The sequence below is a fragment of the Mesorhizobium sp. B2-8-3 genome (assembly GCF_006440815.1).
Classification (GTDB): Bacteria; Pseudomonadota; Alphaproteobacteria; order Rhizobiales; family Rhizobiaceae; genus Mesorhizobium.
On the sequence record NZ_VFTW01000036.1, the window covers coordinates 25,399 to 49,053 of the forward strand.

The 23,655-nt window shown below is 64.0% G+C and carries 22 protein-coding genes; 3 read left to right on the plus strand and 19 right to left on the minus strand.

The window, feature by feature from the left end:
* Positions 1 to 42 precede the first annotated feature (42 nt).
* The 5 genes from FJ418_RS29820 to FJ418_RS29840 all read right to left on the minus strand — a co-directional run bounded on the left by FJ418_RS29820 (position 43) and on the right by FJ418_RS29840 (position 4,642).
* Entirely contained in the window at positions 43 to 2,010 is a 1,968-nt protein-coding gene (locus FJ418_RS29820; protein ID WP_181167145.1) for an acyltransferase family protein, read from the minus strand.
* Positions 2,011 to 2,061: 51 nt separating this feature from the next.
* Positions 2,062 to 2,208 (minus strand): hypothetical protein, encoded by a 147-nt coding sequence (locus FJ418_RS29825; RefSeq protein ID WP_112096623.1) that lies wholly within the window; start codon positions 2,206 to 2,208, stop codon positions 2,062 to 2,064.
* A gap of 53 nt (positions 2,209 to 2,261) precedes the next feature.
* Entirely contained in the window at positions 2,262 to 2,462 is a 201-nt protein-coding gene (locus FJ418_RS29830) for a hypothetical protein (protein ID WP_140803336.1), read from the minus strand.
* Between the two features lie 52 nt (positions 2,463 to 2,514).
* A complete protein-coding gene (locus tag FJ418_RS29835; protein WP_140644596.1) occupies positions 2,515 to 3,135 on the minus strand; it encodes a ribonuclease D in 621 nt (206 codons plus the stop codon).
* Between the two features lie 121 nt (positions 3,136 to 3,256).
* Entirely contained in the window at positions 3,257 to 4,642 is a 1,386-nt protein-coding gene (locus FJ418_RS29840) for a M20/M25/M40 family metallo-hydrolase (protein WP_140871785.1), read from the minus strand.
* 427 nt (positions 4,643 to 5,069) lie between these two features.
* On the opposite strand from FJ418_RS29840, the gene polA reads away from it, so the two are divergent.
* On the plus strand, positions 5,070 to 8,024 hold the full coding sequence (gene polA, locus FJ418_RS29845; RefSeq protein ID WP_181167146.1) for a DNA polymerase I: 2,955 nt from the start codon (positions 5,070 to 5,072) through the stop codon (positions 8,022 to 8,024).
* A gap of 157 nt (positions 8,025 to 8,181) precedes the next feature.
* Here polA and FJ418_RS29850 read toward each other — a convergent pair whose 3' ends face one another.
* The 8 genes from FJ418_RS29850 to FJ418_RS29885 all read right to left on the minus strand — a co-directional run bounded on the left by FJ418_RS29850 (position 8,182) and on the right by FJ418_RS29885 (position 16,064).
* A complete protein-coding gene (locus FJ418_RS29850; RefSeq protein ID WP_041003614.1) occupies positions 8,182 to 8,586 on the minus strand; it encodes a Fur family transcriptional regulator in 405 nt (134 codons plus the stop codon).
* A 148-nt stretch (positions 8,587 to 8,734) separates the two neighbouring features.
* Complete coding sequence (gene mgrA, locus FJ418_RS29855) at positions 8,735 to 9,781, minus strand: L-glyceraldehyde 3-phosphate reductase (protein WP_140871789.1); 1,047 nt, start codon at positions 9,779 to 9,781, stop codon at positions 8,735 to 8,737.
* Positions 9,782 to 9,892: 111 nt separating this feature from the next.
* Positions 9,893 to 11,035 carry a Gfo/Idh/MocA family oxidoreductase gene (locus FJ418_RS29860; protein ID WP_140871791.1) on the minus strand — a complete coding sequence of 381 codons (1,143 nt, stop codon included), beginning with the start codon at positions 11,033 to 11,035 and terminating at the stop codon, positions 9,893 to 9,895.
* Positions 11,036 to 11,040: 5 nt separating this feature from the next.
* Positions 11,041 to 11,793 (minus strand): sugar phosphate isomerase/epimerase, encoded by a 753-nt coding sequence (locus FJ418_RS29865; RefSeq protein ID WP_140871793.1) that lies wholly within the window; start codon positions 11,791 to 11,793, stop codon positions 11,041 to 11,043.
* 31 nt (positions 11,794 to 11,824) lie between these two features.
* Complete coding sequence (gene ugpC / locus FJ418_RS29870) at positions 11,825 to 12,925, minus strand: sn-glycerol-3-phosphate ABC transporter ATP-binding protein UgpC (protein ID WP_140709606.1); 1,101 nt, start codon at positions 12,923 to 12,925, stop codon at positions 11,825 to 11,827.
* 2 nt (positions 12,926 to 12,927) lie between these two features.
* Entirely contained in the window at positions 12,928 to 13,860 is a 933-nt protein-coding gene (locus tag FJ418_RS29875; protein WP_140871795.1) for a carbohydrate ABC transporter permease, read from the minus strand.
* The gene (locus FJ418_RS29880) at positions 13,853 to 14,746 is read right to left on the minus strand and encodes a sugar ABC transporter permease (protein ID WP_140871797.1); all 894 of its coding nucleotides are present in this window, start codon (positions 14,744 to 14,746) and stop codon (positions 13,853 to 13,855) included. Before FJ418_RS29880 ends, FJ418_RS29875 begins: the two co-directional genes overlap by 8 nt.
* Positions 14,747 to 14,825: 79 nt before the next feature.
* Positions 14,826 to 16,064, minus strand: coding sequence for an ABC transporter substrate-binding protein (locus FJ418_RS29885; protein ID WP_140836146.1), 1,239 nt, complete (start codon positions 16,062 to 16,064; stop codon positions 14,826 to 14,828).
* Positions 16,065 to 16,138: 74 nt separating this feature from the next.
* On the opposite strand from FJ418_RS29885, the gene FJ418_RS29890 reads away from it, so the two are divergent.
* Together FJ418_RS29890 and FJ418_RS29895 are read left to right on the plus strand one after the other, a co-directional pair.
* Positions 16,139 to 16,438, plus strand: a complete 300-nt coding sequence (locus tag FJ418_RS29890) for a hypothetical protein (RefSeq protein WP_140871799.1) — start codon at positions 16,139 to 16,141, stop codon at positions 16,436 to 16,438.
* Positions 16,439 to 16,450: 12 nt separating this feature from the next.
* Positions 16,451 to 17,497 carry a LacI family DNA-binding transcriptional regulator gene (locus FJ418_RS29895; RefSeq protein WP_140871801.1) on the plus strand — a complete coding sequence of 349 codons (1,047 nt, stop codon included), beginning with the start codon at positions 16,451 to 16,453 and terminating at the stop codon, positions 17,495 to 17,497.
* Here FJ418_RS29895 and gndA read toward each other — a convergent pair.
* From gndA to FJ418_RS29925, 6 genes are all read right to left on the minus strand, one after another.
* Positions 17,494 to 19,014 (minus strand): NADP-dependent phosphogluconate dehydrogenase, encoded by a 1,521-nt coding sequence (gene gndA / locus FJ418_RS29900; protein WP_281407593.1) that lies wholly within the window; start codon positions 19,012 to 19,014, stop codon positions 17,494 to 17,496. The genes FJ418_RS29895 and gndA overlap by 4 nt on opposite strands.
* Before the next feature lie 38 nt (positions 19,015 to 19,052).
* On the minus strand, positions 19,053 to 20,690 hold the full coding sequence (locus FJ418_RS29905; RefSeq protein WP_140871805.1) for a copper resistance CopC/CopD family protein: 1,638 nt from the start codon (positions 20,688 to 20,690) through the stop codon (positions 19,053 to 19,055).
* 51 nt (positions 20,691 to 20,741) lie between these two features.
* Positions 20,742 to 21,257 carry a YcnI family protein gene (locus tag FJ418_RS29910; RefSeq protein ID WP_140871807.1) on the minus strand — a complete coding sequence of 172 codons (516 nt, stop codon included), beginning with the start codon at positions 21,255 to 21,257 and terminating at the stop codon, positions 20,742 to 20,744.
* Positions 21,258 to 21,287: 30 nt separating this feature from the next.
* Positions 21,288 to 21,842, minus strand: a complete 555-nt coding sequence (locus tag FJ418_RS29915) for a copper chaperone PCu(A)C (protein ID WP_140871809.1) — start codon at positions 21,840 to 21,842, stop codon at positions 21,288 to 21,290.
* Between the two features lie 89 nt (positions 21,843 to 21,931).
* Positions 21,932 to 22,279 carry a hypothetical protein gene (locus tag FJ418_RS29920; RefSeq protein WP_140871811.1) on the minus strand — a complete coding sequence of 116 codons (348 nt, stop codon included), beginning with the start codon at positions 22,277 to 22,279 and terminating at the stop codon, positions 21,932 to 21,934.
* 241 nt (positions 22,280 to 22,520) lie between these two features.
* Entirely contained in the window at positions 22,521 to 23,423 is a 903-nt protein-coding gene (locus FJ418_RS29925; protein WP_140836152.1) for a GntR family transcriptional regulator, read from the minus strand.
* Between the last annotated feature and the right edge of the window lie 232 nt (positions 23,424 to 23,655).

Here is a 23,655-nt window from a genome sequence, read left to right on the forward strand (position 1 = left end):
GATCCATTGCGGGGCGCCGCATGATTACGAGTGGATGGTTGCTCAAAGTCCCGCTGCCTTGGCCAGATAGGGCGCCAGCGCCAACGCGTAGGTTGCCGTCAGATGATGATTGTCGCGCAGCACGACAATGTTCCCGACCACCGCCGGGCAGCTCTCCTTGCCGCATAGCGCATCGTTCATGTCGACCACGCTCACCCCCGGCACGGACCGGGCGGCGAGCGCGTAGATGTTTTCCCGTTCGACCTCGCTGCGCGGATTGACGCATTTGCCGGGATCGGTCCCCAGGCAATTGCGCGGATCGAACAGGCTGAAAGGTGTGTTGCGGATCGCGACGACGCGCACGCCCTCACTTTTGAGCTCGCTCCAGACGCTGCGCAATCCCTCGATCATCGCGTCCCGCGCGACGCCGGTGTAGTTGCTCTGGCTGGTGATCACGAGATCGGGCTTCAGCTTCGCGATTTCGGCGAGAACCCTCTCCCGCCACAGCGCGCATTGCTCATACGGCTTGCCGTCGTCAAGGATGGTGACCCGGGTTACCGGGCAGGCCGCCTTGGTGAAGCTGACGAGCTTCCATTTTCTGTCTTTGGCGATTTTGTCGACCGCCGGCACCCATTGCGCCGCGTGGGAATCGCCCATCACGACAATGGTCCTCGTCCCAGCCGGGTCGCCGAGCGGGCAACCGGTCGCATCGATGCCCTTCTGCTCCTGATGACATTTCATCCTGTAGATGACGGGCACATCGCTGCCGATCTTGCTCAAGGGAGGCAGCGGCTTGACGCCCTCGGGGACGACGGCGTTCGCGAGCAAGGCCGCAGGCCCCGGATAATTCGGCGTTCCGATCAGGCTGGTATCGATGGGCTGCCGGTCGATCGCATGGACGAGTCCGCCCGCCACCGCCACGCACAACCCCACCGCCACCGTGCCGTCGATCAGCGGCCGCCATGCCAGGGACGAGCGCGAATGGCGATAGGGCTGTTCGATGAAGCGGTAGGAGAGACCGGAAACGACCAAGGTGGCGATGATCAGCCCAACGCCATCGAGAAGGTCGATCGCGCCGCACTGCGCCGCATAGAAAATGATCAGCGGCCAATGCCACAGATAGATCGAATAGGAGCGATCGCCGATATAGCGCAGCGCCGCGATGTCGAGGCCGCGGAAGCGGCCCATGCGTACGCTGCCGGCCGCGATGATCAGAGCCGCGCCGAGCGTCGGCAGCAGCGCCTTGAAGCCCGGAAAATCGGTCGCCCTTGTAAACAGCATCGCCGACGCAAGCATCGCCAGCATGCCGGCGACAGCCATCCCCGCCCGGGCACGCGCTTTCGGCTGGAACCGGTCCAGGGTCAGCGCCAGCAGCCCGCCAAGCGCCAGTTCCCAGACCCGGGTATGGGTAACGAAATAGGCCCATGCCGGATCGGATCGGGTGAGAGCGACGGAAGCCGCGAGCGAGCCCGCCAGGACCGCGCCGAGCACGAAGGTAAGTGTTTGCACGGGCGAGTGCCCGCGACGCCTGGCCCACCACAGCGCAGCGATCATCAGCACAGGCCAGACGATGTAGAACTGCTCCTCGATCGACAGCGACCAGAAATGCTGCACCGGGCTCGGGGCGTCCTCGGCGCCGAGATAGTCCACGGCCTGCTCGGCAAGCCGCCAGTTCTGCACGTAGAGCGCGCTTGCAATAACCTGCCTGGCGGTTTCTTCCCACCAGGCGTCCGACACGAACAGCAGCGTTCCCGCGAGCGTGACGAAGAGCGCGACGATCGCCGCCGGCAGCAACCGCCTGACCCGGCGCGTATAGAAGCCGACAAGCGAGATGCCGCTATCGCTCAGAGCCATGCGCGCAAGCAGGCCGGTGATCAGGAAGCCGGAGATGACGAAGAAGATGTCGACCCCGACATAGCCGCCGGGAAGTGCTGTCGGCCAGATATGGAAGATCACCACAAAGGCTACGGCGAGCCCGCGCAGCCCCTGTATCTCCGGCCGAAATCCCCCCGGCGCAATGTCGTCTCGCAAAGCCAGTCTAGCCCCTCACGGTGGCCAGCCACTTCCGGCTGGCCACCGTGGTCAATTCTGCTGGATCGAAATGCCCTTGTCGTCGATCTTGAGCTCGACGCCTTTCGGCCTGGTCTGCTCGCGATAGACATAGATGCCGAGCGCGATGACCACCGCGATCAGCGCTCCGATGATGAGATAGAGCGTGTTCTGCCTCATTGCGCCCCCTTGTTTCGGTCGAGACCCGCCTTAAGCTCGCAGGCGGCGGCCGCCTACTGGTCGTCGTCCTCGGATGCCGGACGCCAGCTCGTCGGATCGACCTTCTTTTGCGTGTCGCTGTCGGTGTAGACCCACCAGCCGCCGTCGCGATACTGGCCGATGGATTCGTTGACGACGCCGTCGCCGTCCTTCCACAGGATGGTGACCTTCGAGCCGTCCTTCGGCGCGCTTTCTATCGGTTTGCGCTCTGCCATCTCACTCCCTCCACGAACCGGCCCCAACGTCCTTTCGACGCGCCCGGTTCCGTCAGCTATGCGCGAAGATGTCTTCCTCCGCCCAGCCCATAAGATCGAGCTTGGCGCGGGTCGGCAGGAAACGGAAGCAGGCGTCCGCCTCCTTGGTGCGGTTTTCGCGCGCCAGGCGCGCGCCCAGCACCTCATGCAGCCTGTGCAGGTAGAGCACGTCCGAGGCGGCATATTCGAGCTGTTCGGGCGAGAGCGTTTCGGCCGCCCAGTCGGAGGATTGCTGCGCCTTGGAAAGGCCGATGCCGAGCAGTTCGTTGCAGAGATCCTTCAGCCCGTGACGATCGGTATAGGTGCGGGTGAGCCGCGAGGCGATCTTGGTGCAGAACACCGGCTCGGCCATCACACCGAAGGTGTGGTAGAGCACGGCGATGTCGAACCGGCCGTAGTGAAACAGCTTGGTGATTGTGTTGTTTCTCAACAGGCTGGCGAGGTTCGGCGCCTCTTTCTGGCCTGGAGCGATCTGGATGACGTCAGCGCTGCCGTCGCCGGGCGAAATCTGCACCACGCAGAGCCGGTCGCGATGCGGGTTGAGCCCCAGAGTTTCCGTGTCGATGGCCACCGCGCCGACATTGTAGCGCGACAGGTCAGGCAGATCGTTTTTGTGGAAACGGATATCAGTCATTCTCTTCTCCGGATCGCGGCCGCAATACCGCGCCTCGCCTGGGATGTGCCAGCAGGCGGCGCGTTGCGCTGGTCATTCGTCCTCGCCGCGATCCGGGGAAAAATCAACAGAAAGTTGAATTTCAACGCGTCAGCGCATCGAGGATTCGCGCCCAGGACCGCTGCCCCTTGTGGAAGGAGGTCAGCTCGTATTTCTCGTTCGGCGAGTGGATGCGGTCGTCGTCGAGGCCGAAGCCGACCAGCAGCGATTCCATGCCGAGATAGGTCTGGAAATCGCCCACCACCGGGATCGAGCCGCCGCCGCCGGTGGTCACGGCCTGCCTCTCCCACTCGTCCGACAGCGCGTCCTTGGCTTTGGTCAGGAACGGCGAGTCATAGGAAAGCTGGATCGCCGGCGAGCCGCCATGCGGGTGGAATTCTACCGAGCAGTCGTCGGGGATGCGCTCGCGCACAAAGGCCTGGAAGGCGGCGCGGATCTTCTTCGGATCCTGCTTGTGAACGAGCCGGAACGACACTTTCGCCGACGCTTCCGCCGCGATCACCGTCTTGAAGCCCTTGCCGGTATAGCCGCCGATGATGCCGTTGAATTCCGCGGTCGGCCGCGCCCAGGTGAGCTCGAGCACCGAGCGCCCCTTTTCGCCGGCCGGAATGGAAAGTCCGACCGGTCCAAGGAAGGTCTCGGCCGTTTCGCCGAGCCCTTCCCAGGATTTCAGCACCTGCGAGGGCGTCTCCTCGACGCCCTCATAGAAGCCCGGAATGGTGACATGGCCGTCCTTGTCGTGGACGTCGGCGAGAACCTTGGCCAGGATGCGGATCGGATTGGCGGCCGGACCGCCATAAAGGCCCGAATGCAGGTCGCGGTTGGCCGCCTTGACGGTGATCTCCTCGCCGACCATGCCGCGCAGCGACACGCAGATCGACGGCGTCTCGCGATTCCACATGCTGGTGTCGCAGACCAGCGCGAAATCCGCCTTCAGCTCGGCGGCGTTGGCTTCCAGGAACGGCTTCAGCGACGGCGAGCCGGATTCTTCCTCGCCCTCGAACAGGATGGTGACGCGGCACGGCAGATTGCCGTGCACCTGCTTCCAGGCGCGGCAGGCCTCGACGAAGGTCATCAGTTGCCCCTTGTCGTCGGCCGAGCCGCGTCCGGTGATCACTTTGCGTCCAGGCTCGATCTCCTTGATCGACGGCGCGAACGGATCGGTTTCCCACAATTCGATCGGATCGACCGGCTGGACGTCGTAGTGGCCATAAAACAGCACATGCGGCGCGCCTGCCGGCCCCTCGTGATGCGCCACCACCATCGGATGTCCGGGCGTGTCGCGCACGCTTGCGTCGAAGCCGATCAGCTTGAGTTCGGCCACCAGCCATTCGGCCCCCTTGCGGCAGTCGGCGGCAAAGGCGGGATCGGTGGAGATCGACTTGATGCCGAGCAGGCCGAACAGCCGCTCCAGGCTCTGGTCGAGGTTCTGGTCGAGACGGTCGAGGACGGGGGAGAGTTTGGACATTTTGGGGGGCCTTTCGATTTTTGCGGCAGACCCTAAAGGGCGATGCGGAAAACGAAAAGCCGCGATCGTTGGACCAAGCGGGAAAGGCTAGCCTGGAGGCAAAAAAGAACCGCCGTGGTGGAGGGGGAACCACGGCGGTCTTTACTCGAAACGATGCGGCAGCCCGGAGAGGGGGGATAGGCTGCCGCAAGTTGCCCGGGATAGGCGGGGGACGGGCCTTACTCCGGACTTCGGCGAAAACTGCCGATGAGATGTATTTGGGTCTGTGAACGTGGCGATTCAAGGGCACGAAAATTACACTTTTGTAACATGCCCGTGAGCAGTGGATTCCCGCCAGGACAGTATCTGCCAGGGGTGTTGCCCGAACTGGCAGGTTGCACAGCCTTTGGCATGGACCGCGAAGGCTGGCCGCGCTATCCCTGCCGGCATGAAAAAAGGCGATCACCTCTTCCTCGTCGACGGCTCCGGCTACATTTTCCGCGCCTATCACGCGCTGCCGCCGCTGAACCGCAAATCCGACGGCCTGCCGACCAGCGCCGTGCTCGGCTTCTGCAACATGGTGTGGAAGCTGATGCAGGATGCCCGCAACACCAGTGTAGGCATCGTGCCGACGCATTTCGCCGTTATCTTCGACTATTCCTCGAAAACCTTCCGCAGCGATCTCTATCCCGAATACAAGGCGAACCGCTCGGCGCCGCCGGAGGACCTGATCCCGCAATTCGGGCTGATCCGCCAGGCGACCGTGGCCTTCAACCTGCCCTGCATCGAGATGGAGGGGTTCGAGGCCGACGACATCATCGCGACCTATTGCCGGCTGGCCTGCGAGGTCGGCGCCGACACCACCATCATCTCCTCCGACAAGGACCTGATGCAACTGGTCGGTCCGACGGTCGGCATGTACGACCCGATGAAAGACCGCCAGATCGGCATTCCCGAGGTGATCGAGAAATGGGGCGTGCCGCCGGAGAAGATGATCGACCTGCAGGCGCTGACCGGCGACTCGGTCGACAACGTGCCGGGCGTGCCCGGCATCGGCCCGAAGACCGCGGCGCAGCTGCTGGAACAGTTCGGCGACCTCGACGGGCTGCTGGCGCGCGCTTCCGAGATCAAGCAGGACAAGCGCCGCGAAACCATCATCGCCAATACCGACAAGGCGCGCATCTCGCGCGAGCTGGTGACACTGAGGAACGACGTGCCCCTGAAGGAGGGACTGGACGATTTGGTCCTGCATGAGCCAGACGGGCCGAAGCTGATCGGCTTCCTGAAGACGATGGAATTCACCACGCTGACGCGGCGCGTCGCCGAGGCGACCGCCACCGAGATCGGCGATGTCCAGGCTTCCGCCGTCACCGTCGAGCGCGCCGATACCGCGCATGGCCCCGATGTCGGCGCCGGCGCGCCATCGAGACAGCCGGCACCTGAATCGAAGGGCACCGCGAAACCTGCCACAAGGGGCGAGGATGCGCCGCCGCAGGGCGACACCCCTTCGCTGCTCTCGGCGCTGCGGCTCGAACAGGCGGCGGCCCGCAAGATCGACCCCTCGGCCTATACCGCCATCCGCGATGCGGCGGCGCTCAAGGCCTGGATAGTCGAAGCCCGCGACGCCGGCGTCCTTGCGCTCGACGCCGAGACCAGCTCGTCCGATCCGATGCAGGCCGACCTGATCGGCATTTCCATGGCGATTGCGCCGGGCCGGGCTGTCTATGTGCCGCTCGCCCACAAGAGCGGCAATGGCGACCTGCTCGGCGGCGGCATGCTGGAGAACCAGATCCCGGTCCGCGAGGCGCTGGCGCTGCTCAAGCCGTTGCTCGAGGACCGGTCGGTTCTCAAGATCGTCCAGGACACGAAATACGACATCGTCGTGATGGGCCGGCACGGCATCGAGGTCGGGCCGTTCGACGACACGATGTTGATCTCCTACGTCCTTGACGCAGGCACCTCCGGCGGTCACGACCTCGTCTCGCTGTCGGAGAAGTGGCTCGGTCACGCGCCGGCCTCGAAGAAGGAACTCGCCGGCTCGGGCAAGAGCGCCATCGGCTTCGACCAAGTCGATATCGAGCGCGCGACGAGATACGCCGCCGAGCAGGCCGACATTGCGTTGCAGCTCTGGCTGGTGCTGAAGCCGAGGTTGGCCGCCAAGGGCCTCGTTTCCGTCTACGAGCGACTGGAGCGGCCGCTGGTGCCGGTGCTTGCCCGGATGGAACAGCGCGGCATCTCGGTCGACCGCCAAATCCTGTCGCGACTGTCGGGCGAATTGGCGCAGGGCGCCGCCCGCGTCGAGGAGGAAATCTACGGAATCGTCGGCGAACGCATCAACATCGGCTCGCCCAAGCAGCTCGGCGATATCCTGTTCGGCAAGATGGGCCTGCCGGGCGGTTCCAAGACCAAGACCGGCCAGTGGTCGACCTCGGCGCAGCTTCTGGAAGACCTTGCCACCGAAGGCCACGAGCTGCCGCGCAAGATCGTCGACTGGCGCCAGCTCACCAAGCTGAAATCGACCTATACCGACGCGCTGCCGGGCTTCATCAACCCCGGCACCAACCGCGTCCATACCTCCTATGCGCTCGCCGCGACGACGACGGGACGGCTGTCGTCCTCCGATCCCAATCTGCAGAACATCCCGGTGCGCACCGCCGAGGGCCGCAAGATCAGGACCGCCTTCATCGCCGAAAAGGGCCACAAGCTGGTCTCGGCCGACTACAGCCAGATCGAATTGCGCGTGCTTGCCCATGTCGCGGAGATCCCGCAGCTCAAGCAGGCTTTCGCCGACGGCGCCGACATCCATGCCATCACCGCATCGGAAATGTTCAACGTGCCGGTCGAAGGCATGCCTTCGGAGGTGCGCCGGCGCGCCAAGGCGATCAATTTCGGCATCATCTACGGCATCTCGGCCTTCGGCCTCGCCAACCAGCTGTCGATCCCGCGCGACGAGGCGAGCGCCTATATCAAGCGATATTTCGAGCGCTTCCCGGGCATCCGCGACTATATCGAGGAAACCAAGGCCTATGCGCGGGAAAACGGTTTCGTCGAGACCATCTTCGGCCGCCGCATCCACTATCCGGAGATAAGGTCGTCCAACCCGTCGGTGCGCGCCTTCAACGAGCGCGCCTCGATCAACGCCAGGCTCCAGGGCACCGCCGCCGACATCATCCGCCGTGCCATGGTGCATATGGAAGAGGCGCTGGACAAGGCGAAACTCTCCGCCCGCATGCTGTTGCAGGTGCATGACGAACTGATCTTCGAAACGGTGGACTCGGAGGTGGAGGCGACCATCCCCGTGGTGCGCCGCGTGATGGAGAACGCGCCGATGCCGGCGGTCTCGATGTCGGTGCCGCTGCATGTCGACGCCCGGGCGGCGAACAACTGGGACGAGGCGCATTAGGCGCTACCCCACGCTGTAAGAGCGTCGAGATTCAGGTCAGGTCGAGTCGAAAATGGTGGGTCCCGAGAACCGGAGCGGAGCGTACTTAAAGTACGTGAGCACCGGAAGCGCAGGGAGCCGCCATTTGCAGGCCGACCTCACCTGAATATCGGCGTTCTTACGCCGCTTCAGCCCTGCATTTGGCACACACCCCGCGAAACTCGATCACCGCTTTTTTCGCCGCAAATCCCGTCGAGCGCACCCATTCGTCCAGCCGGTGATCGACATCGTGGTCGGACATTTCGGTCACCTGCCCGCAATTGTCGCAGATGGCGAAGGCCGTCATCGAATGGCTGTGATCGTGCGGCTCGGCGCAGGCGACGAAGGAGTTGAGACTTTCGAGCCGATGCACGAAGCCGGACTTCACCAGCGTGTCGAGCGCCCGATAGACCTGCAGCGGCGCCCGGAAACCGCGCTCGCGCAGCTGGTCGAGCAGCGTATAGGCGCTGAGCGGCCCGCTGGACGCCTCGAGCTTTTCGAGCACGCAGAGCTGGTTCTTGGTTAGCGCATCTCTTGCCGTCATCTTGTTCGCCCAATCGACGCTCGCAGCAGATCTCGCATGCGAACGACCTCAATTCCCCTGAGATAGCGACGAAAGAGTGATTTTGCCACTGTTTCTGAAGCGCGCCCCCTCCGACACGACGCGATGGCGATGGTTCGCCGGCTAATCTCTACTTGCGCGGCGGTCCCTTGCGTTCGGCGGAAGCCGCCCAAAGGTTGATGTCGGACTCGCGCGCGTAAGTGTCGATCTCGGCCAACTCGGCATCGGAGAACTCGAGCGCCTTGAGCGCGCCGACGCAATCCTCGACCTGTTCCGGCCGGCTGGCACCGATCAGCGCCGTGGTCACGCGGCCTTTGCGCAGCACCCAGGCCAGCGCCATCTGCGCCAGCGTCTGGCCGCGGCGGCCGGCAATGGCGTTGAGCGCCTGGATGTTGGCGATCGACTGGTCGTTGATGAAGGCGGGCTTGAGCGATTTGCCTTGGGATGCGCGGCTGCCGTCGGGAATGCCGCCGAGATATTTGTCGGTCAGCATGCCCTGCGCCAGCGGCGAGAACACGATCGAGCCGATGCCGAGCCCCTCCAGCGTGTCGAGCAGCCCGTCCTCCTCGACCCAGCGGTTGAGCATCGAATAGCTCGGCTGGTGGATCAGGCATGGCGTGCCGAGCTGCCGCAATATGTCGGCCGCCTCGCGCGTGCGCTGCGAATTGTAGGAAGAGATGCCGGCATAGAGCGCCTTGCCCGAGCGCACCGCGTGGTCGAGCGCGCCCATCGTTTCCTCGAGCGGCGTCTCGGGATCGAAACGGTGCGAATAGAAGATGTCGACATAGTCGAGCCCCATGCGCTTGAGGCTCTGGTCGAGGCTGGCCAGCACATATTTGCGGCTGCCCCATTCGCCGTAGGGACCGGCCCACATCTCGTAGCCGGCCTTGGTCGAGATGATGATCTCGTCGCGGTAAGCAGCGAAATCGGTGCGCAGTATCTCGCCGAACGCGGTTTCCGCCGAGCCGGGCGGCGGGCCGTAATTGTTGGCGAGGTCGAAATGGGTGATGCCGAGGTCGAAGGCCTTGCGCACGAGCGCCTGCTTGGTCCTGTGCGGCGTATCGTTGCCGAAATTGTGCCACAGCCCGAGCGAGATCGCCGGCAGCTTCAGGCCTGACCGCCCGCAGCGATTATAGATCATCTTCTCGTAGCGGTTTTCGGCGGCGACATAGGGCATGGGAAATCCTCGGGGTCGAAGCGGCGCCGCGGGCGCCGTCATGGCGGATTGAATCGATGCTTGTCCCCCACCATTACCCTCTCCTCGCCGGGACGGGGAGAGGGTCGCCACCTACTTTTTCTTCGCCAGCAGCGCCTTGGCGTCCTTAACGCCGAGCGCGGCGGGCCGCTCGCAGGTCGTCTGCATGGCGACGTACTTGCCGCTTTCGCCGGAACGCAGGATGCCGGTCATGACATCGACCGCGTGCAGCGCCAGCTCCATCGAGCAGCGATGCGGCCGTCCCTCGACAATCGCGACCGCCATGTCGGCCAGGCCGGCGGTGCGGTAGTTCGCCATCATGCCATGGCCATGCATCTCGTTCGGCACGCCGAACGGATGGTTCCATTTCGGTAGTTTCTTCACCGGCTTGGCCGAGTCGGTGAAGCGCACCTCGCCGCCGAAGAAATTCGGGTCCGGCACGAAGACGGTGCCCAATTCACCGTAGAGCTCCATCGGCGCGTGGCCATGGCTCCAGACGTCCCAGCTGGTGTTGAGCGTGATCACCGCGCCATTGGCGAATTCAAGCAGCGCATGGATGGTGGTCGGCGTGTTCACCGGGATCTTTTCGCCCGCACGCGGCTTCGACGAAATCGTACGCTCCTTGGCCGGCGTCGTCGCGAAGGCCGCCACCTGTTTCACCGGCCCGATCAGCTGGATCAGGTTGGTGACATAATACGGCCCGATATCCAGCACCGGACCGGCGCCCGGCTGGAAGAAGAAGTCCGGGTTGGGGTGCCAGTGCTCCATGCCGTGGCCCATCACATGGCAGGTGCCGCTGGTGATCGCGCCGAGCTTGCCGCTGTCGATCAGATCGCGGACCAGTTGGGGCGCGGCGCCGAGGAACGTGTCTGGCGCCGAACCGATGCGCAGGCCCCTCTTCTCGGCCCGTTTCTTGAGATCGAGCCCTTCCCCGACCGACAGCACGAACGGCTTTTCCGAATAGACATGCTTGCCGGCGTCGAGCACCGCTTTGGAGACTTCGTAGTGTACCGCCGGAACCGTGAGGTTGACGATGATGTCGATCTCGTCGTCCTTGAGCAGGTCGTTGACCGTCTCGGCACGCAGCTTGAACTCCTTTGCCCGCGCTTTCGCCGCATCCATGTTGATATCCGCGCAGGCGCGCATCTTGATGCCGCGAAACAGCGGCGACAGCGAGAAATACGCCTTCGAGATGTTGCCGCAGCCGATGACGCCGACGCCAAGTTTCTCTGCCATTTCGATCACTCCTGCCAGCTCTTGGCTGCCGCGATGGAGCGGCGGGCATAGCGCTCGATGTCGTTGGGGTTGTCCTGCTCCATGATGAAATACTGCGCCGCGCTCTTGGCGCGCAATGTCTTGAACAGGCCCGCCCAGTCGATCGTGCCGTGGCCGACGTCGGACCAGCCGTCCTCGTCCAGCCCCTCGCCCGGCTTCGCCATGTCCTTGACGTGCACGGCGACGATGCGCTTGCCGTGCTTTTCGATCCAGGGCAGCGGATCGGCGCCGCCGCGGATCACCCAGGCGACGTCCATCTCCCAGCCGATGTCGGGCGCGGCGGACAGGATATGGTCCTGCGGCAGCGAGCCGTCGGCAAGCGGCTTGAACTCGAAATCATGGTTGTGCCAGGCAAAGCCGTAGCCGGCCTTCTTTGCCACCTCGCCGACCTTGGCGAGACGCTCGCCGAAGCCGCGCCAGCCGGCGGCATCGGACGGGCGCTGATCGGACATCAGATAGGGGCAGATCAGGAGCGTGATGCCGAGCGCGTCGGCGGTTTTGCGCACGCCGTCGAAATCGTTCTCCAGCGCGTCGATCGAGAAATGCCCGGTCGGCATCGCAAGCCTGTTCCTGTCGAGCTCGGCGCGGAACGCTTTCGGGTCGTCATAGACGCCGCCGAAGCCCTCGACTTGGCTGTAGCCGAGCTCGCCGAGCATTTTCACCACGCCGTTCCATGGCTGGAAATTGCGGGCGCTGTAGAGTTGGAATGACCAGTTCATCTGTCCTGTCCGTTCTGTTGGTCCTGGGGAGTTAAATTCGGTTGCCGGTTTGAGCGTCGAAGAGCGAGGCGCGCAGCGGATCGAAGCCGATGCCGACCGCATCCCCGTTCTTCGGCGTGCGTTCGGAGGTGACGCGCACGGTGAAGTTCTGCCGGCCTAGTTTCAGCCACACCAGTGTGTCGGAGCCCATCGGCTCGACGACCTCGACATTGGCTGTCGCGGTGAAGGGCCACCCCGTGCCGCTGTTGAAGGCGACATGCTCTGGCCGGATGCCGAACACAGCAGGGCCCGGCGCCGGCTCCTTCTCGAAGGAATAGGTTGCAAGCGGAATGCGCAGATCCTCGACGGCAAAGTGCCAGTCGCCGCCGTCCTTCTCCAGCCTGCCTTCGATGAAATTCATCGCCGGCGAGCCGAGGAAGCCGGCAACGAAGCGGTTGACGGGGCGGTTGTAGATCGTCTGCGGCGCGTCGAGCTGCTGGATCACGCCGCCCTTCATCACCGCGATCCGGTCGGCCAGCGTCATCGCCTCGATCTGGTCGTGGGTGACGTAGATCATCGTGTTCTGCAAGCGGCGGTGCAAAAGCTTGATCTCGACGCGCAACTCCGAACGCAGCTTGGCATCGAGATTGGAGAGCGGCTCGTCGAACAGGAAGACGTCGACGTCGCGCACCAGCGCGCGCCCTATCGCCACGCGCTGGCGCTGGCCGCCGGACAGCGCCGAAGGCTTGCGCTGCAGCAGCGGCTCGATCTGCAGGATCTCGGCGGCGCGCGCGATGCGCTTGGCGATTTCGTCCTTCGCCACGCCGGCGACGCGCAGGCCGAAGGAAAGGTTCCTCTCCACCGTCATCTGCGGGTAGAGCGCATAGGACTGGAACACCATGCCGATGCCGCGGTCCTTCGGCTCTTCCCAGGTGACATTCTTGCCCTTGATGAAGATGCGCCCGTCGGAAATGTCGAGCAGCCCGGCGATGCAGTTGAGCAAGGTCGACTTGCCGCAGCCGGACGGCCCGAGCAGCACGATGAATTCGCCGTCGGCGACATCCAGGTTGAGCGTCTGCAGCACCGAGACGGCACCGAAATTGAGCGAAAGGTCCTGGATCGAAACGCTGGGATTGGCGATTTCAGCGGCCATCATCATCCTTTCACCGCGCCGGCGGCGATGCCGCGCACGAAGAGCTTGCCGGAAATGAAGTAGACGACGAGCGGAACCAGCCCGGTCAGGATGGTCGCGGCCATGTTGACGTTGTATTCCTTCACGCCCTGCACCGAGTTGACGATGTTGTTGAGCTGCACCGTCATCGGATAGGTGTCGGGGCGCGTGTAGACGACGCCGAACAGGAAGTCGTTCCAGATGCCGGTCACCTGCAGGATGATGGCGACCACGAAGATCGGCAGCGACATCGGCAGCATGATGCGCAGATAGATGCCCCAGAAACCGGCGCCGTCGACGCGCGCGGCGCGGAACAGTTCCTCCGGCATCGAGGTGAAATAGTTGCGGAAAAGCAGCGTCAGGATCGGCATGCCGAAGATCGAATGCACGATCACCAGGCCGGTCAGCGTGCCGTAGATGCCGATCTCGCGCAGGATGATGACGATCGGATAGATCATCACCTGGTAAGGGATGAAGGCGCCGACGATCAGGATGATGAAGAAGGTGTCGGCGCCCTTGAAGCGCCAGTTGGCCAGGGCATAGCCGTTCACCGAGGCGATCGCGATCGACAGGATCACCGACGGCACGGTGATGCGCACCGAGTTCCAGAAACCGCGCGAAAGCCCGTCGCAGTTGAGCCCCGTGCACGCTGTCGCCCAGGCTTTCACCCAGGGTTCGAAGGTGATTTCCACCGGCGGCGAGAAGATGTTGCCGAGGCGGATTTCCGGCATGCCCTTCAGCGACGTGACGATCATCACGTAGAGCGGCAAAAGGTAATAGAGCGCCACGACGATCAGCGTGCCGTAAAGGAAGATATTGCGGCGCGACAGCACGTGCCGCGGCTTGGGCCCGCTCGGGCCGGTGGCATTGCGCCCGAGCGCTTCGGCACCGGTGGACAGGGAGGCGACGTCAGCCACGCTTCTTGCCTCCGAATTCGAGATAGGCCCATGGCACGATGACGATCACCACCGACAACAGCATCATGGTCGAGGCGGCGAAACCCTGGCCGAGGTTCTGGGCGAAGAACATGTAGTCGTAGACATATTTCGCCGGCACTTCCGACGCGATACCGGGGCCGCCGCTGGTCTGCGCCACGACCAGGTCATAGACCTTGACGATGCCGGCGGCGATGATCACCAACGTGGTGATGAAGACCGGCCGCATCATCGGGATGACGATGAAAAGATAGGTTTTCCAGGCCGGAATGCCGTCCACCCTCGCCGCCTTCCAGATGTCCTCGTCGATGCCGCGCAGGCCGGCGAGCATCAGGCACATGATCAAGCCCGTGCCTTGCCAGAGCGCCGCGATCGAAATGCCGTAGATGACGATGCTGGAATTGTAGAGCGGATCGAAGCTGAAGCTCGTCCAGCCGAGGTCGCGCACGACGCGTTGGACGCCGAAATCCGGATTGAGCAGCCACTGCCATACCAGCCCGGTGACGATGAAGGACAGCGCGAAGGGATAGAGGAAGATGGTGCGGAACGTGTCCTCGAAACGGATCTTCTGGTCGAGAAGGGCAGCAAGCAGGAAGCCGATGACCAGCGAGAACACCAGCGAGATCACGCCGTAGATCAAAAGGTTCTCGATCGACACCAGCCAGCGCGATGTCGACCACAGCCGGTGATACTGGTCGAGCCCGACAAAGTTGAGCCGCGGCAACAGCTTCGAATTGGTGAAGGAGTAGAGCACCGTCCACGCCGTGCCGCCGACGAACACCACCAGCGCGGTGAGCACCATCGGGATCGATGCGACCTTGGCGTTCAGGTTGCGGAAAAGCTGGTTCGGGCGTTCGCTGCTGCTCATCTCGGCCGGCCGGGCAATGAGGACATCGAGCTCCCGACCCCGATAGGCTGGGGTCGGAAGCCGGCGGGGGCGCCGGTCGTCAGTCCGCCGAACCGATGATCTCGGCGAAGCGCTTCTGTGCCTCTTCGATCGTCATGTCGGGCTTGGCGAAGAACTCGGAGAACAGGTCCTCCTTCTGCTTCTGGGTGTCCTGCGAAAGCAGTTGGTCCGTCCACGGCATGACGGCGCCCTTGGCGAGGATGGCGAGGCCCTTCTTCATGCAGTCGTTCGCCGTATTGAGGTCGACATCGCCGCGCACCGGTAGCGAACCCTTCTTGAGGTTGAAGGCGACCTGGGTCTTCGGATCGAGCAAGGTCTCCGCGAGCACGACCTGCGCCTTCGCCTTCGCCTCGTCCTTGAGCAGCGGGAAGTAGAAGGCGTCGCCGCCGGTGGCGATGACTTCGTTCAGGCCGAGGCCAGGCAGGCAGGTATAGTCCTTGCCGGCGGTCTTGCCGGCGACCTGGAACTCGCCCTGCGCCCAGTCGCCCATGATCTGGCCGGCGGCCTTGCCGGTGATGACCAGATTGGTCGCCTGGTTCCAGTCCTGCACGTTGGTGTTCTTGGCCATCTTGCGGGCATCGTCCGCCGCCTTGAACACCTTGGCGATCTCCGGGCCGGCCGCGAAGGTGGCGTCCTTGTCCTTGTAGACCTTGAGGAACGTGTCGGTGCCCCCGGTCGCGGCCATCAGCACGTCGAAGGCGCCCGAGGCTTGCCAGGCCTGTCCGCCGACCGCGAGCGGAATGATGCCGGCCTTTTCCAGCGCCGGCGCATCCGCCACGAATTCATTCCAGTCCTTCGGCACCGGCAGGCCGGCCTTCTGGAAGGCCTCGTTGGACAGCCACAGCCACTGCCAGGAATGGATGTTGACCGGCACGCAATAGATCTTGCCGTCGATGGTGCACGAGTCGAGCAGGCTCTTCGGCCGCACGATTTCCGTCCACTTGTCCTTGGTGGCGATATCGGTGAGGTCGCGCATCAGCCCAGCCTGCACCAGCTCTTCCGCCTGCCGGCCGTGGTTGAACTGGGTGGCGCCCATCGGGTCGCCGCCGGTGATACGGCTGATCATGATCGGCCGCGCCGTGCCGCCGGAGCCTGCAATGGCGCCGTCGACCCAGTGATTGCCTGTCGCGTCGAATGCCTTGGCAAGCTCGGCCACCGCCGCCGCCTCACCGCCGGAAGTCCACCAATGGGTGACTTCCAGGTCGGTCGCGGCCGCCGGACCGGCGAAGTTGAGCGCAACCGTCGCGGCGAAGGCGGCAGTCAGGAATTTGTATCGCATTTCGGCTTCCTCCCAGAATCTGAAACGTTACAGATTTTCGATACGGCAAATGATCCTCCTAGGCAACCCTCGCCTTGAAGCCAATCAAGATTTTTTCGAGGCACGAACAAAATCTTTCTTCCGACGCGGCAATGCCGGCGCTGGAACAGTCGATTGGTGCAAAAAGTAGGCTTGGGCCGATATTTCTTTGTGATTCCAGCGACTCTCGGTTCATCGCCGCACCCGCGATGCAAAGGGGTGCGACCTTGCCGGTCGATCACGAAGATTGGCAATCTGTAACGTTTCAGTATATTGAACCGAGCCACAAGCTGAAGGTCGCGCAAATGTCACCGCCGCACGATTGCCGGTCGGCCCTGCGGCTGCTATGCGCCTGACGGGCGGGACGAATGGATAGACGGATAACGAAGAAGGGCGACGACGACACGTCGGGCAAGGAGCGGCCGACGCTGAAGACGCTTGCCTTCATGACCGGGCTTGGCGTCACGACGGTCTCGCGCGCGCTGAAGGATGCACCCGAGATCGGCGCCGAGACCAGGCGTCGCGTCCAGCTCGTCGCCAAGCAGATCGGCTACCGCCCGAACCGCGCCGGCGTCAGGCTGAGAACAGGCAAGACCAACGTCGTCTCGCTTGTGCTGAACACCGAGCACGAGCTGATGAGCTTCGTCTCCGACATCATCTACGGCGTCACCGAGGTGATCGCCGATACGCCCTACCACCTGATCGTCACGCCCTATTCGCGCTCGCAGGATCCGCTGGATCCGGTGCGCTATCTGGTCGAGACGGGCTCGGCCGACGGCGTCATCATCTCGCGCACCCAGCCCAACGATCCGCGGGCGCGCTACATGCTGGAGCGCGGCATTCCCTTCGCCACGCATGGCCGCACCGACATGGGCCTGGTGCATCCCTATCACGACTTCGACAATTACGCCTTTGCCGGCGAAGCCGTCCGCTACCTCGCCGGTCGGGGCCGCAACCGGCTTGCCCTTGTGACGCCGCCGGTCGGTCTCACCTATTACGGCCATACGGTGAACGGCTTTGCCGATGCGCTGAGCGAGGTGGGCGTTGGCGAGGTGCCGTTCAACACTGTCTCCATCGACCAGTCGATCGAGCAGATCAGGACGCGGACCGCGCAGTTGATGCGGCGCAAGGACCGGCCCGACGGCTTCGTCAGCAGCGCCGCCGCAGCGACGCTCGCCATCGTGGCCGGCATCGAGGACGCCGGGCTGAAACTCGGCCGCGACGTCGACGTGGTGTCGAAACAATCGTCGGAGCTGCTGCATCTGTTCCGGCGCGAACTGCTGGTCGTCAACGAGAACTTCCGGCTGGCCGGCTCCGAGCTCGCCCGCGCGGTGCTCGGCTGGATCGGCGGCGCCGACCCCGGCTCGTTGCAGTCACTCAGTACCCCGAGCGAGGTTCTGCCTTATCGGGGTTAATGCCCCGCGCCGCTGCCCCACGGGCCGTGAAACGCCCCGTGCTCGCCGATACGCTCGAAGCCGTGCGCGCCGAAGAAATCGCGCTGCGCCTGGATCAGGTTCGACGTGCCGCGTCCCTGCCGGTAGCTGTCGAAATAGGCAAGCGCTGCTGACAGCGCCGGCACCGGCGACCCGGCCTCGGAGGCACGCGCCACGATGCGCCTGAGCGACGGATGCGCCTCCTTCATCAAGGCGATGAAGGCCGGTGCCATCAGCAGGTTGGTGGAAGCGCTGCCTGAACCGAACGCCTCGGCCATCGTGTCCAGCATCTGCGAGCGGATGATGCAGCCGGCGCGCCAGATCTTGGCGATGGTCGGCATCGGCAGGTTCCAGTTGAATTCCTTCGAGGCGCCGCTCATCACCGCGAAACCCTGCGCGTAAGCCGCGATCTTGCCGGCGAACAATGCCAACTCAAGATCCCTGAGCAGCGCGGTCTTGTCGCCGGAGATCTTTTCGACGCCGATATCGCCATAGGCCTTTTCCGCCGCCTGCCGCTCGTCCTTGATCGAGGACAGCACGCGCGCCGCGACCGCCGCCTCGATCGCCGTCGCCGGGATGCCGAGCTGCTGCGCCTCGATCACCGACCATTTGCCAGTGCCCTTCTGTCCGGCGCGATCGAGGATGATGTCGACCACCGGCTTGCCGGTCTTGGGATCGTCGGCGGCCAGCACCTTGGCGGTGATCTCGATCAGGTAGGAGTTGAGCCGACCCTTGTTCCAGCCGTCGAAGACCTTGCCGATCTCCTTGGGCGCCATGCCGAGCCCGTCGCGCAGGATGCCGTAGATCTCGGCGATCATCTGCATGTCGGCATATTCGATGCCGTTGTGGATGGTTTTCACGAAATGGCCGGCGCCGTCGGTGCCGAGCCAGGCGGCGCAGGGCTCGTCTTTGAACTTGGCGGAGATCGCGGTCAGCACCTTCTCGACGCGCTTCCAGGACTCCTCGGTGCCGCCGACCATGATCGACGGCCCGTGGCGCGCGCCCTCCTCGCCGCCCGAAACGCCCATGCCGATGAAGGTCAGGCCCGAGCCGGACAATTCCGAGAAGCGGCGCATCGTGTCGCGGAAATTGGCGTTGCCGGCATCGATGACGATGTCGTTGTTGGAGAGCACGGCGCGCAGCGCCGCGATCTGCTCGTCGACCGGCTTGCCGGCCAGCACCATGATGATGATCGGCCGCGGCGGCCGGATCGCCGCGGCGAGCTCCTCCAGGCTGTAGCAGGGAACGACCATGTCCTTCAGCGAACCGGCGCTCTCGATAAAGGCGTCTGTGCGCGACGGCGTGCGGTTGAAGACGGCGATGCGGTGCCCGTGCTCAGCGATGTTGAGCGCCAGGTTGGAGCCCATCGTGCCAAGGCCGATCAGGCCGATTTCGGCTTTTTCCATCGTTTCTTCCCTGCGTTCGGATGCCTGTTGTGGGCTGCGTCCTGGAGGACGCGCCTTTTCCAGATGATTGACGGGCCTTGGCGGCGGCGTCAACCGTCTCGCCGAATTGTGTCGGGTTGGCTTCGGGTTGGTTATTGCGCCCTGATCTCTATGGGAGCCTCGATCTTCACCACCTCGAAGTCCGAGACGAGGATGTCGAGCCGCGCATTCCAGCGGCCGGGCAGCGGGATGACGAGATTGTCGATACGCCAGGTGCCGTCGCCCGGCTTGGTCGCTGGCCGCTTGATCGGCTCGATACCGGAATCCGGCTTCGACAGCACCAGCGTCACCGCCTTGGCATCGAGTGGCCCGAAATCGCCGGTCATGATCACCACCGAAGCGGCGACCTCGCCGGCATGGCCGGGCGTGATGCTGAGATCGGCCATCGCCTTCAGCGTGTGGATGTGGATCGACACCGGCTGCGCGGCGGCGATCGCCAGCGCGCGCGGCGGCGGGGTGAAGCGCCAGCCGGCGGCGACGCCGAAGATGGCAAGCACGATGACCACCTCGATGCGGATGGAGCGCGCCAGCCGCCGCTGCACCTCGGTATCGCCGGCCTCGGCAGGCACCGTCAGCGTCCAGCGGTTGACCGCTGCAAGCGTGAACAAGAAGAGCAGCAGAGCCAGCTTCAAGAGCAGCAGCCGGCCGTAGGACGTGTCGATCAATGCTGCCGGCTGCCGCACCTGGATGATCGCCAGCACGATACCGCTTGCGGCAAGCAGGATGACGACCGGCAGGATCGCGCGGGAGAAGCGGCGCAGAAAGGCTTTCGCTTCCGCCGGCTGCCGCCGCAATGCCAGGCCGAGCGGCGCCAGCGAACCGGCCCAGAAGGCGATTGCCGCGCCATGCAGGAACACCAGCGGCCGCGTCAGCCATTGCGGTTCGGCCGCACTGGCGTGGCCGCTCGCGGCAAGGGCGCCGCCGACGCAGAGCAGAGCCGCGCTTGCCGACAGCTTGCGAAGAGCCGAAGATCCGGAAAGCGAAAGCAAAGCGAGACCAAGCGCGATCAAGCCGATCAGCACCGTCCAGACGAAGCTCGTTTCCAGCGCGGTCTTCCAGACGGCCGGTGTCGCAAACCGGGCGAGTGGGACGCCAAGCCCATCCAATCCCTGCAGGCCGAGCGATAACGGCGCGCCGGCGAGGCCGAAAAGCAGTGCCGCGGCGACAAAGCGCTGGCCGCAGCGCCGGTCCTCGGCCAGCCAGGCGAGCGCGAACGCGCCGCCGACGCCGAGGAAGAGGCCGGCATAGACAAACAGCCTGGCCGCCCAGATCGCCGCGCGCAGCGTCCAGTCGATGGCTTCGCCCGCCACAGGCGCGGCGCTTGGCGCGCCGATGGAAAACAGCGCCGAGCCACCGACAGGATGACCGTCGACCGACGCCACCCGCCAACTCAGCACATGCGTGCCGGGTTTGAGCGTTTCGGGATTGTCGATCTCGATCGTCTGGTCGTTGAGACGGAAGGATGTGAGCGCAAGCTGCGAGCCGTCCGGCCGCACAAGCGTCAGAACCAGCGGCGAGACGGGCTCGCTGAAGGTCAGCGAAAATCGCGCGGGGCTTTGCGACAGCACCACGCCGTCGGCCGGATCGGTTGCGACCAGCGCCGCATGCGCGAAGGCACGACTGGGCAGCGCCAACACCGATATAGCCACGAGCGAAACGAACAGCCAGGCAAGCGGGCCGATATGTCGGCCCGCGGTCCGGTTCGTCGAGGAAGGCTGTGCTGCGTTCATGCCGTCTTACAGGAAATGGTGGCACGCCCGATCGGGCGCGCCACCAGGAGATTATTTCTTGGGCAGCAATTTGATGCCGGGCGCCGGAGTTTCCAAGGCGTCCTCATCCTGGCCCGCCGCGGGGATCTCGATCCAGCGGCTGGTGGCGTCGCCGCATTCCTGCACCACCGGGAAATAGAGCATCTGGCCGGCCGGCAGGTCGGCCGCCAGCGCGGCGCGGAAAACGAACTCGTCATAGAACTCGTCTGGCAAATTGCCGCCGCTCCAGTCCACTTCCTTGACGCCGGTGGTCAGCGTCTCGCCATAGAGCTGGTAGGATTTCTCGTACTTGCCCTTCTTGGTCTGCAGCGTCCAGCCGGGCTTGGGCATCGGCTTCACCGCAATGACGCCTTCGGGGATCTGCACGCGCACGGCGGTCGTCGCCTTGCCCTCGCAGCCATGCGGCACCCGCAAGACCGCCTTGTAGGTGGAGCCGACAGCCGCTTCCTGCGTTTCGAGCGTGATGTGGGCGAGCGCGGCATTGGTCCCGAGCGCGAACAGCGCGCCGGCAAAAAGATATGTCTTCATGAATTGTCCCTCTGATTTCGAATTGGCGGATTACTCAGCGTGGTCCATGTCCATATCGCCACTGCCCGTCTCGCCCATGCCTTCGACGGCAAACTCGACTTTCACGCTGCCGGCCTTCTCGAAGGTCAGCATCGCCGGGAATTTCTCGCCCTGCTTCGGCTGCCGCTTCAGCCCGGTGAACATCAGGTGGTAGGCGCCCGGCTTCAACACGACCTTGCCACCGGCCGGGATCTCCAGCCCGCCCTCGACCGGCCGCATGGTCATGACGCCGTCCTTGACGCTCATCTCATGCAGTTCAGCCTTGTCGGAAATGTCGGAGGAAATCGACAACAGCCGGTCCGGCGCGCTGCCCTTGTTGATCACGATGAAGTAGCCGCCTGCCACCTTGGCGCCGGGCGGCGTCGCTCGCGACCAGGGGTGCTCGATCTCAAGGTCTCCGACCTTGAATTCATGCGCGAGGGTGGCGGGAATGCAGGCCAAGAGTAGAAGAAGGCTGAGCACGGCAAGGCCAACGCGCTGCTGGAGGTGGAACGGCGGCGCGCCGCGAAGGGCATAGGTCCGAGCCCGGGGAAGAAGATTGGACATGATTGCTCCATGGATATGAGGATCGCGCCGCTTTGCGGCCGCGAACAGTCTGATCTTTGGATGAATAGGCCCGCGGAACGTTCCGCGGATCAGACCATTGCCGGCGGCGCGCGCGGATTGGCCGGAGAGCGGTCGCGGGCGAAGTCCTGGTGCCGGAAGGCCGGAAGCTGGAAGGCGACCGCCTCGAAAAGCCGGGTCCCGGCCAGCGTGACGGTTTCCGGCGGCGGCAGATGCGCCGGCGAAACCATGCTGCAGCCGAGCGAGCAGCAGGACGGCATATTCTGCTGGTGGGGATCGCCGCCGGGGAGCTTTACCGCGCCTTCATGGGTGCAGATGACGTTGCCGAAGGCATCGAGTTGCGACGGCGCGCCGAACGCGAAAGCGCCGAGAGAGGACTGAAGCAACAGGAGCAGCGCCGCGACGAACGCGGCCGGCATGCTCCATCGTTTCAGCCGGATATTCAACGCAAAGCCTCTCCCGGAAACTTGATCGACACTAGAGCAATTCCAGGAAAAGTGTGAAACGGTTTTCCGTCCGGGATTGCGACCAATAAGGAAATAACACGGAGGATGCGGCTGGAAAATCGACAAAACCGCGCTGCGGCAACGCGGCGCGACGCGCTTGTTTTCATGCATTGTCGTTATCCCAGAACCGCTGCACGCTTCTGGGCGACATGCATTAGGCGGGCTGCGCCTGCCGTCCCTCGGGAATGGAGCTCAGCAGCGTCTGGCGCGCCGACTTCAGGTGCTTGCGGCAGGCGGCGTCCACCTTGCCAGGATCGCGCGATTTCAGCGCCGCGATATAGGCAAGATGCTCCTGGACCGCGACCTCGTTGCGCTGGCGCTCCTCGGCCTTGTTCCACTGATAGTGGTAGTGAAAGATCATCGCGATGACATCGTAGAAGTCGACGATGAAGCGGTTGTGCGAGGCGCGGTGGATCAGCCGGTGGAAGCGCTCGTCGAGTTCGGAGAATTCGTTGAAGCGCGTGGCGATTTCGCTGGCGAGCTGGCGGTGCTGGACCTCCAGCATGTCGAGGTCCACCCAGACCGCACTGTCTTCCGGAAGCGCGACGAAAGCCGCCGCCGAGCGCAGTTCGAACATCTCGCGGATCTCGGTCAGTTCCAGCGCGAAGGCGCGCGTGAAACCCTTCAGCACCCAGTGGCTGTTGCGACGCTTCTCGATCAGCCCGAAGCGCGAGAAGCGGATCAGGAATTCGCGCACGCTGGTGGTGCCGACGCCGATCTCGCGCGCCAGCTCAAGCTCGTTGATCTGCATGCCGGCTTCCGCGCCTTCCGCAAGCAGACGCCGCATGAAGGAGCGCTCGATGATCTCGGCAAGCGAATCGGTCTCTTCCTCGGGGAAGAAATCCTCCGGCCGCGGCGCCCTGAGCACCGTCTTGTTGCGTTTGTTCCAGGCGATCAGCCCGGTTTCTTCCATGCGCGAAAGAATGCTGCGCACCGTGGTGCGGCTGACGCCGAGCAGCGTGCCGAGCTCAGGTTCCGACGGCAGGCTCTTGGTCTCGTCGAGCAGCCTGAGGCAGCGGTTGAAGGCGTCCTTGTAGACATTGTTGCTCTTCGACATGCCCGTATTCCCCAACGCTTGCCGCGGCCTGCCGGAAGCGCGATATGATCGGTGTTCCCAGAGCGGTTCAGCGTTTCCCGGAATCGCCGAACTGCTCCAAATCTTTGTTTCTGCGCAATTCCGGACGGAAAACCGCTACGCACTTTTCCTGGAACTGCTCTAAGGTTTGTTGATATTCAGGATTCCCATCTTGGCTTGGTCGTGATTCAAGCTTTTGATGGAACGATTCGTG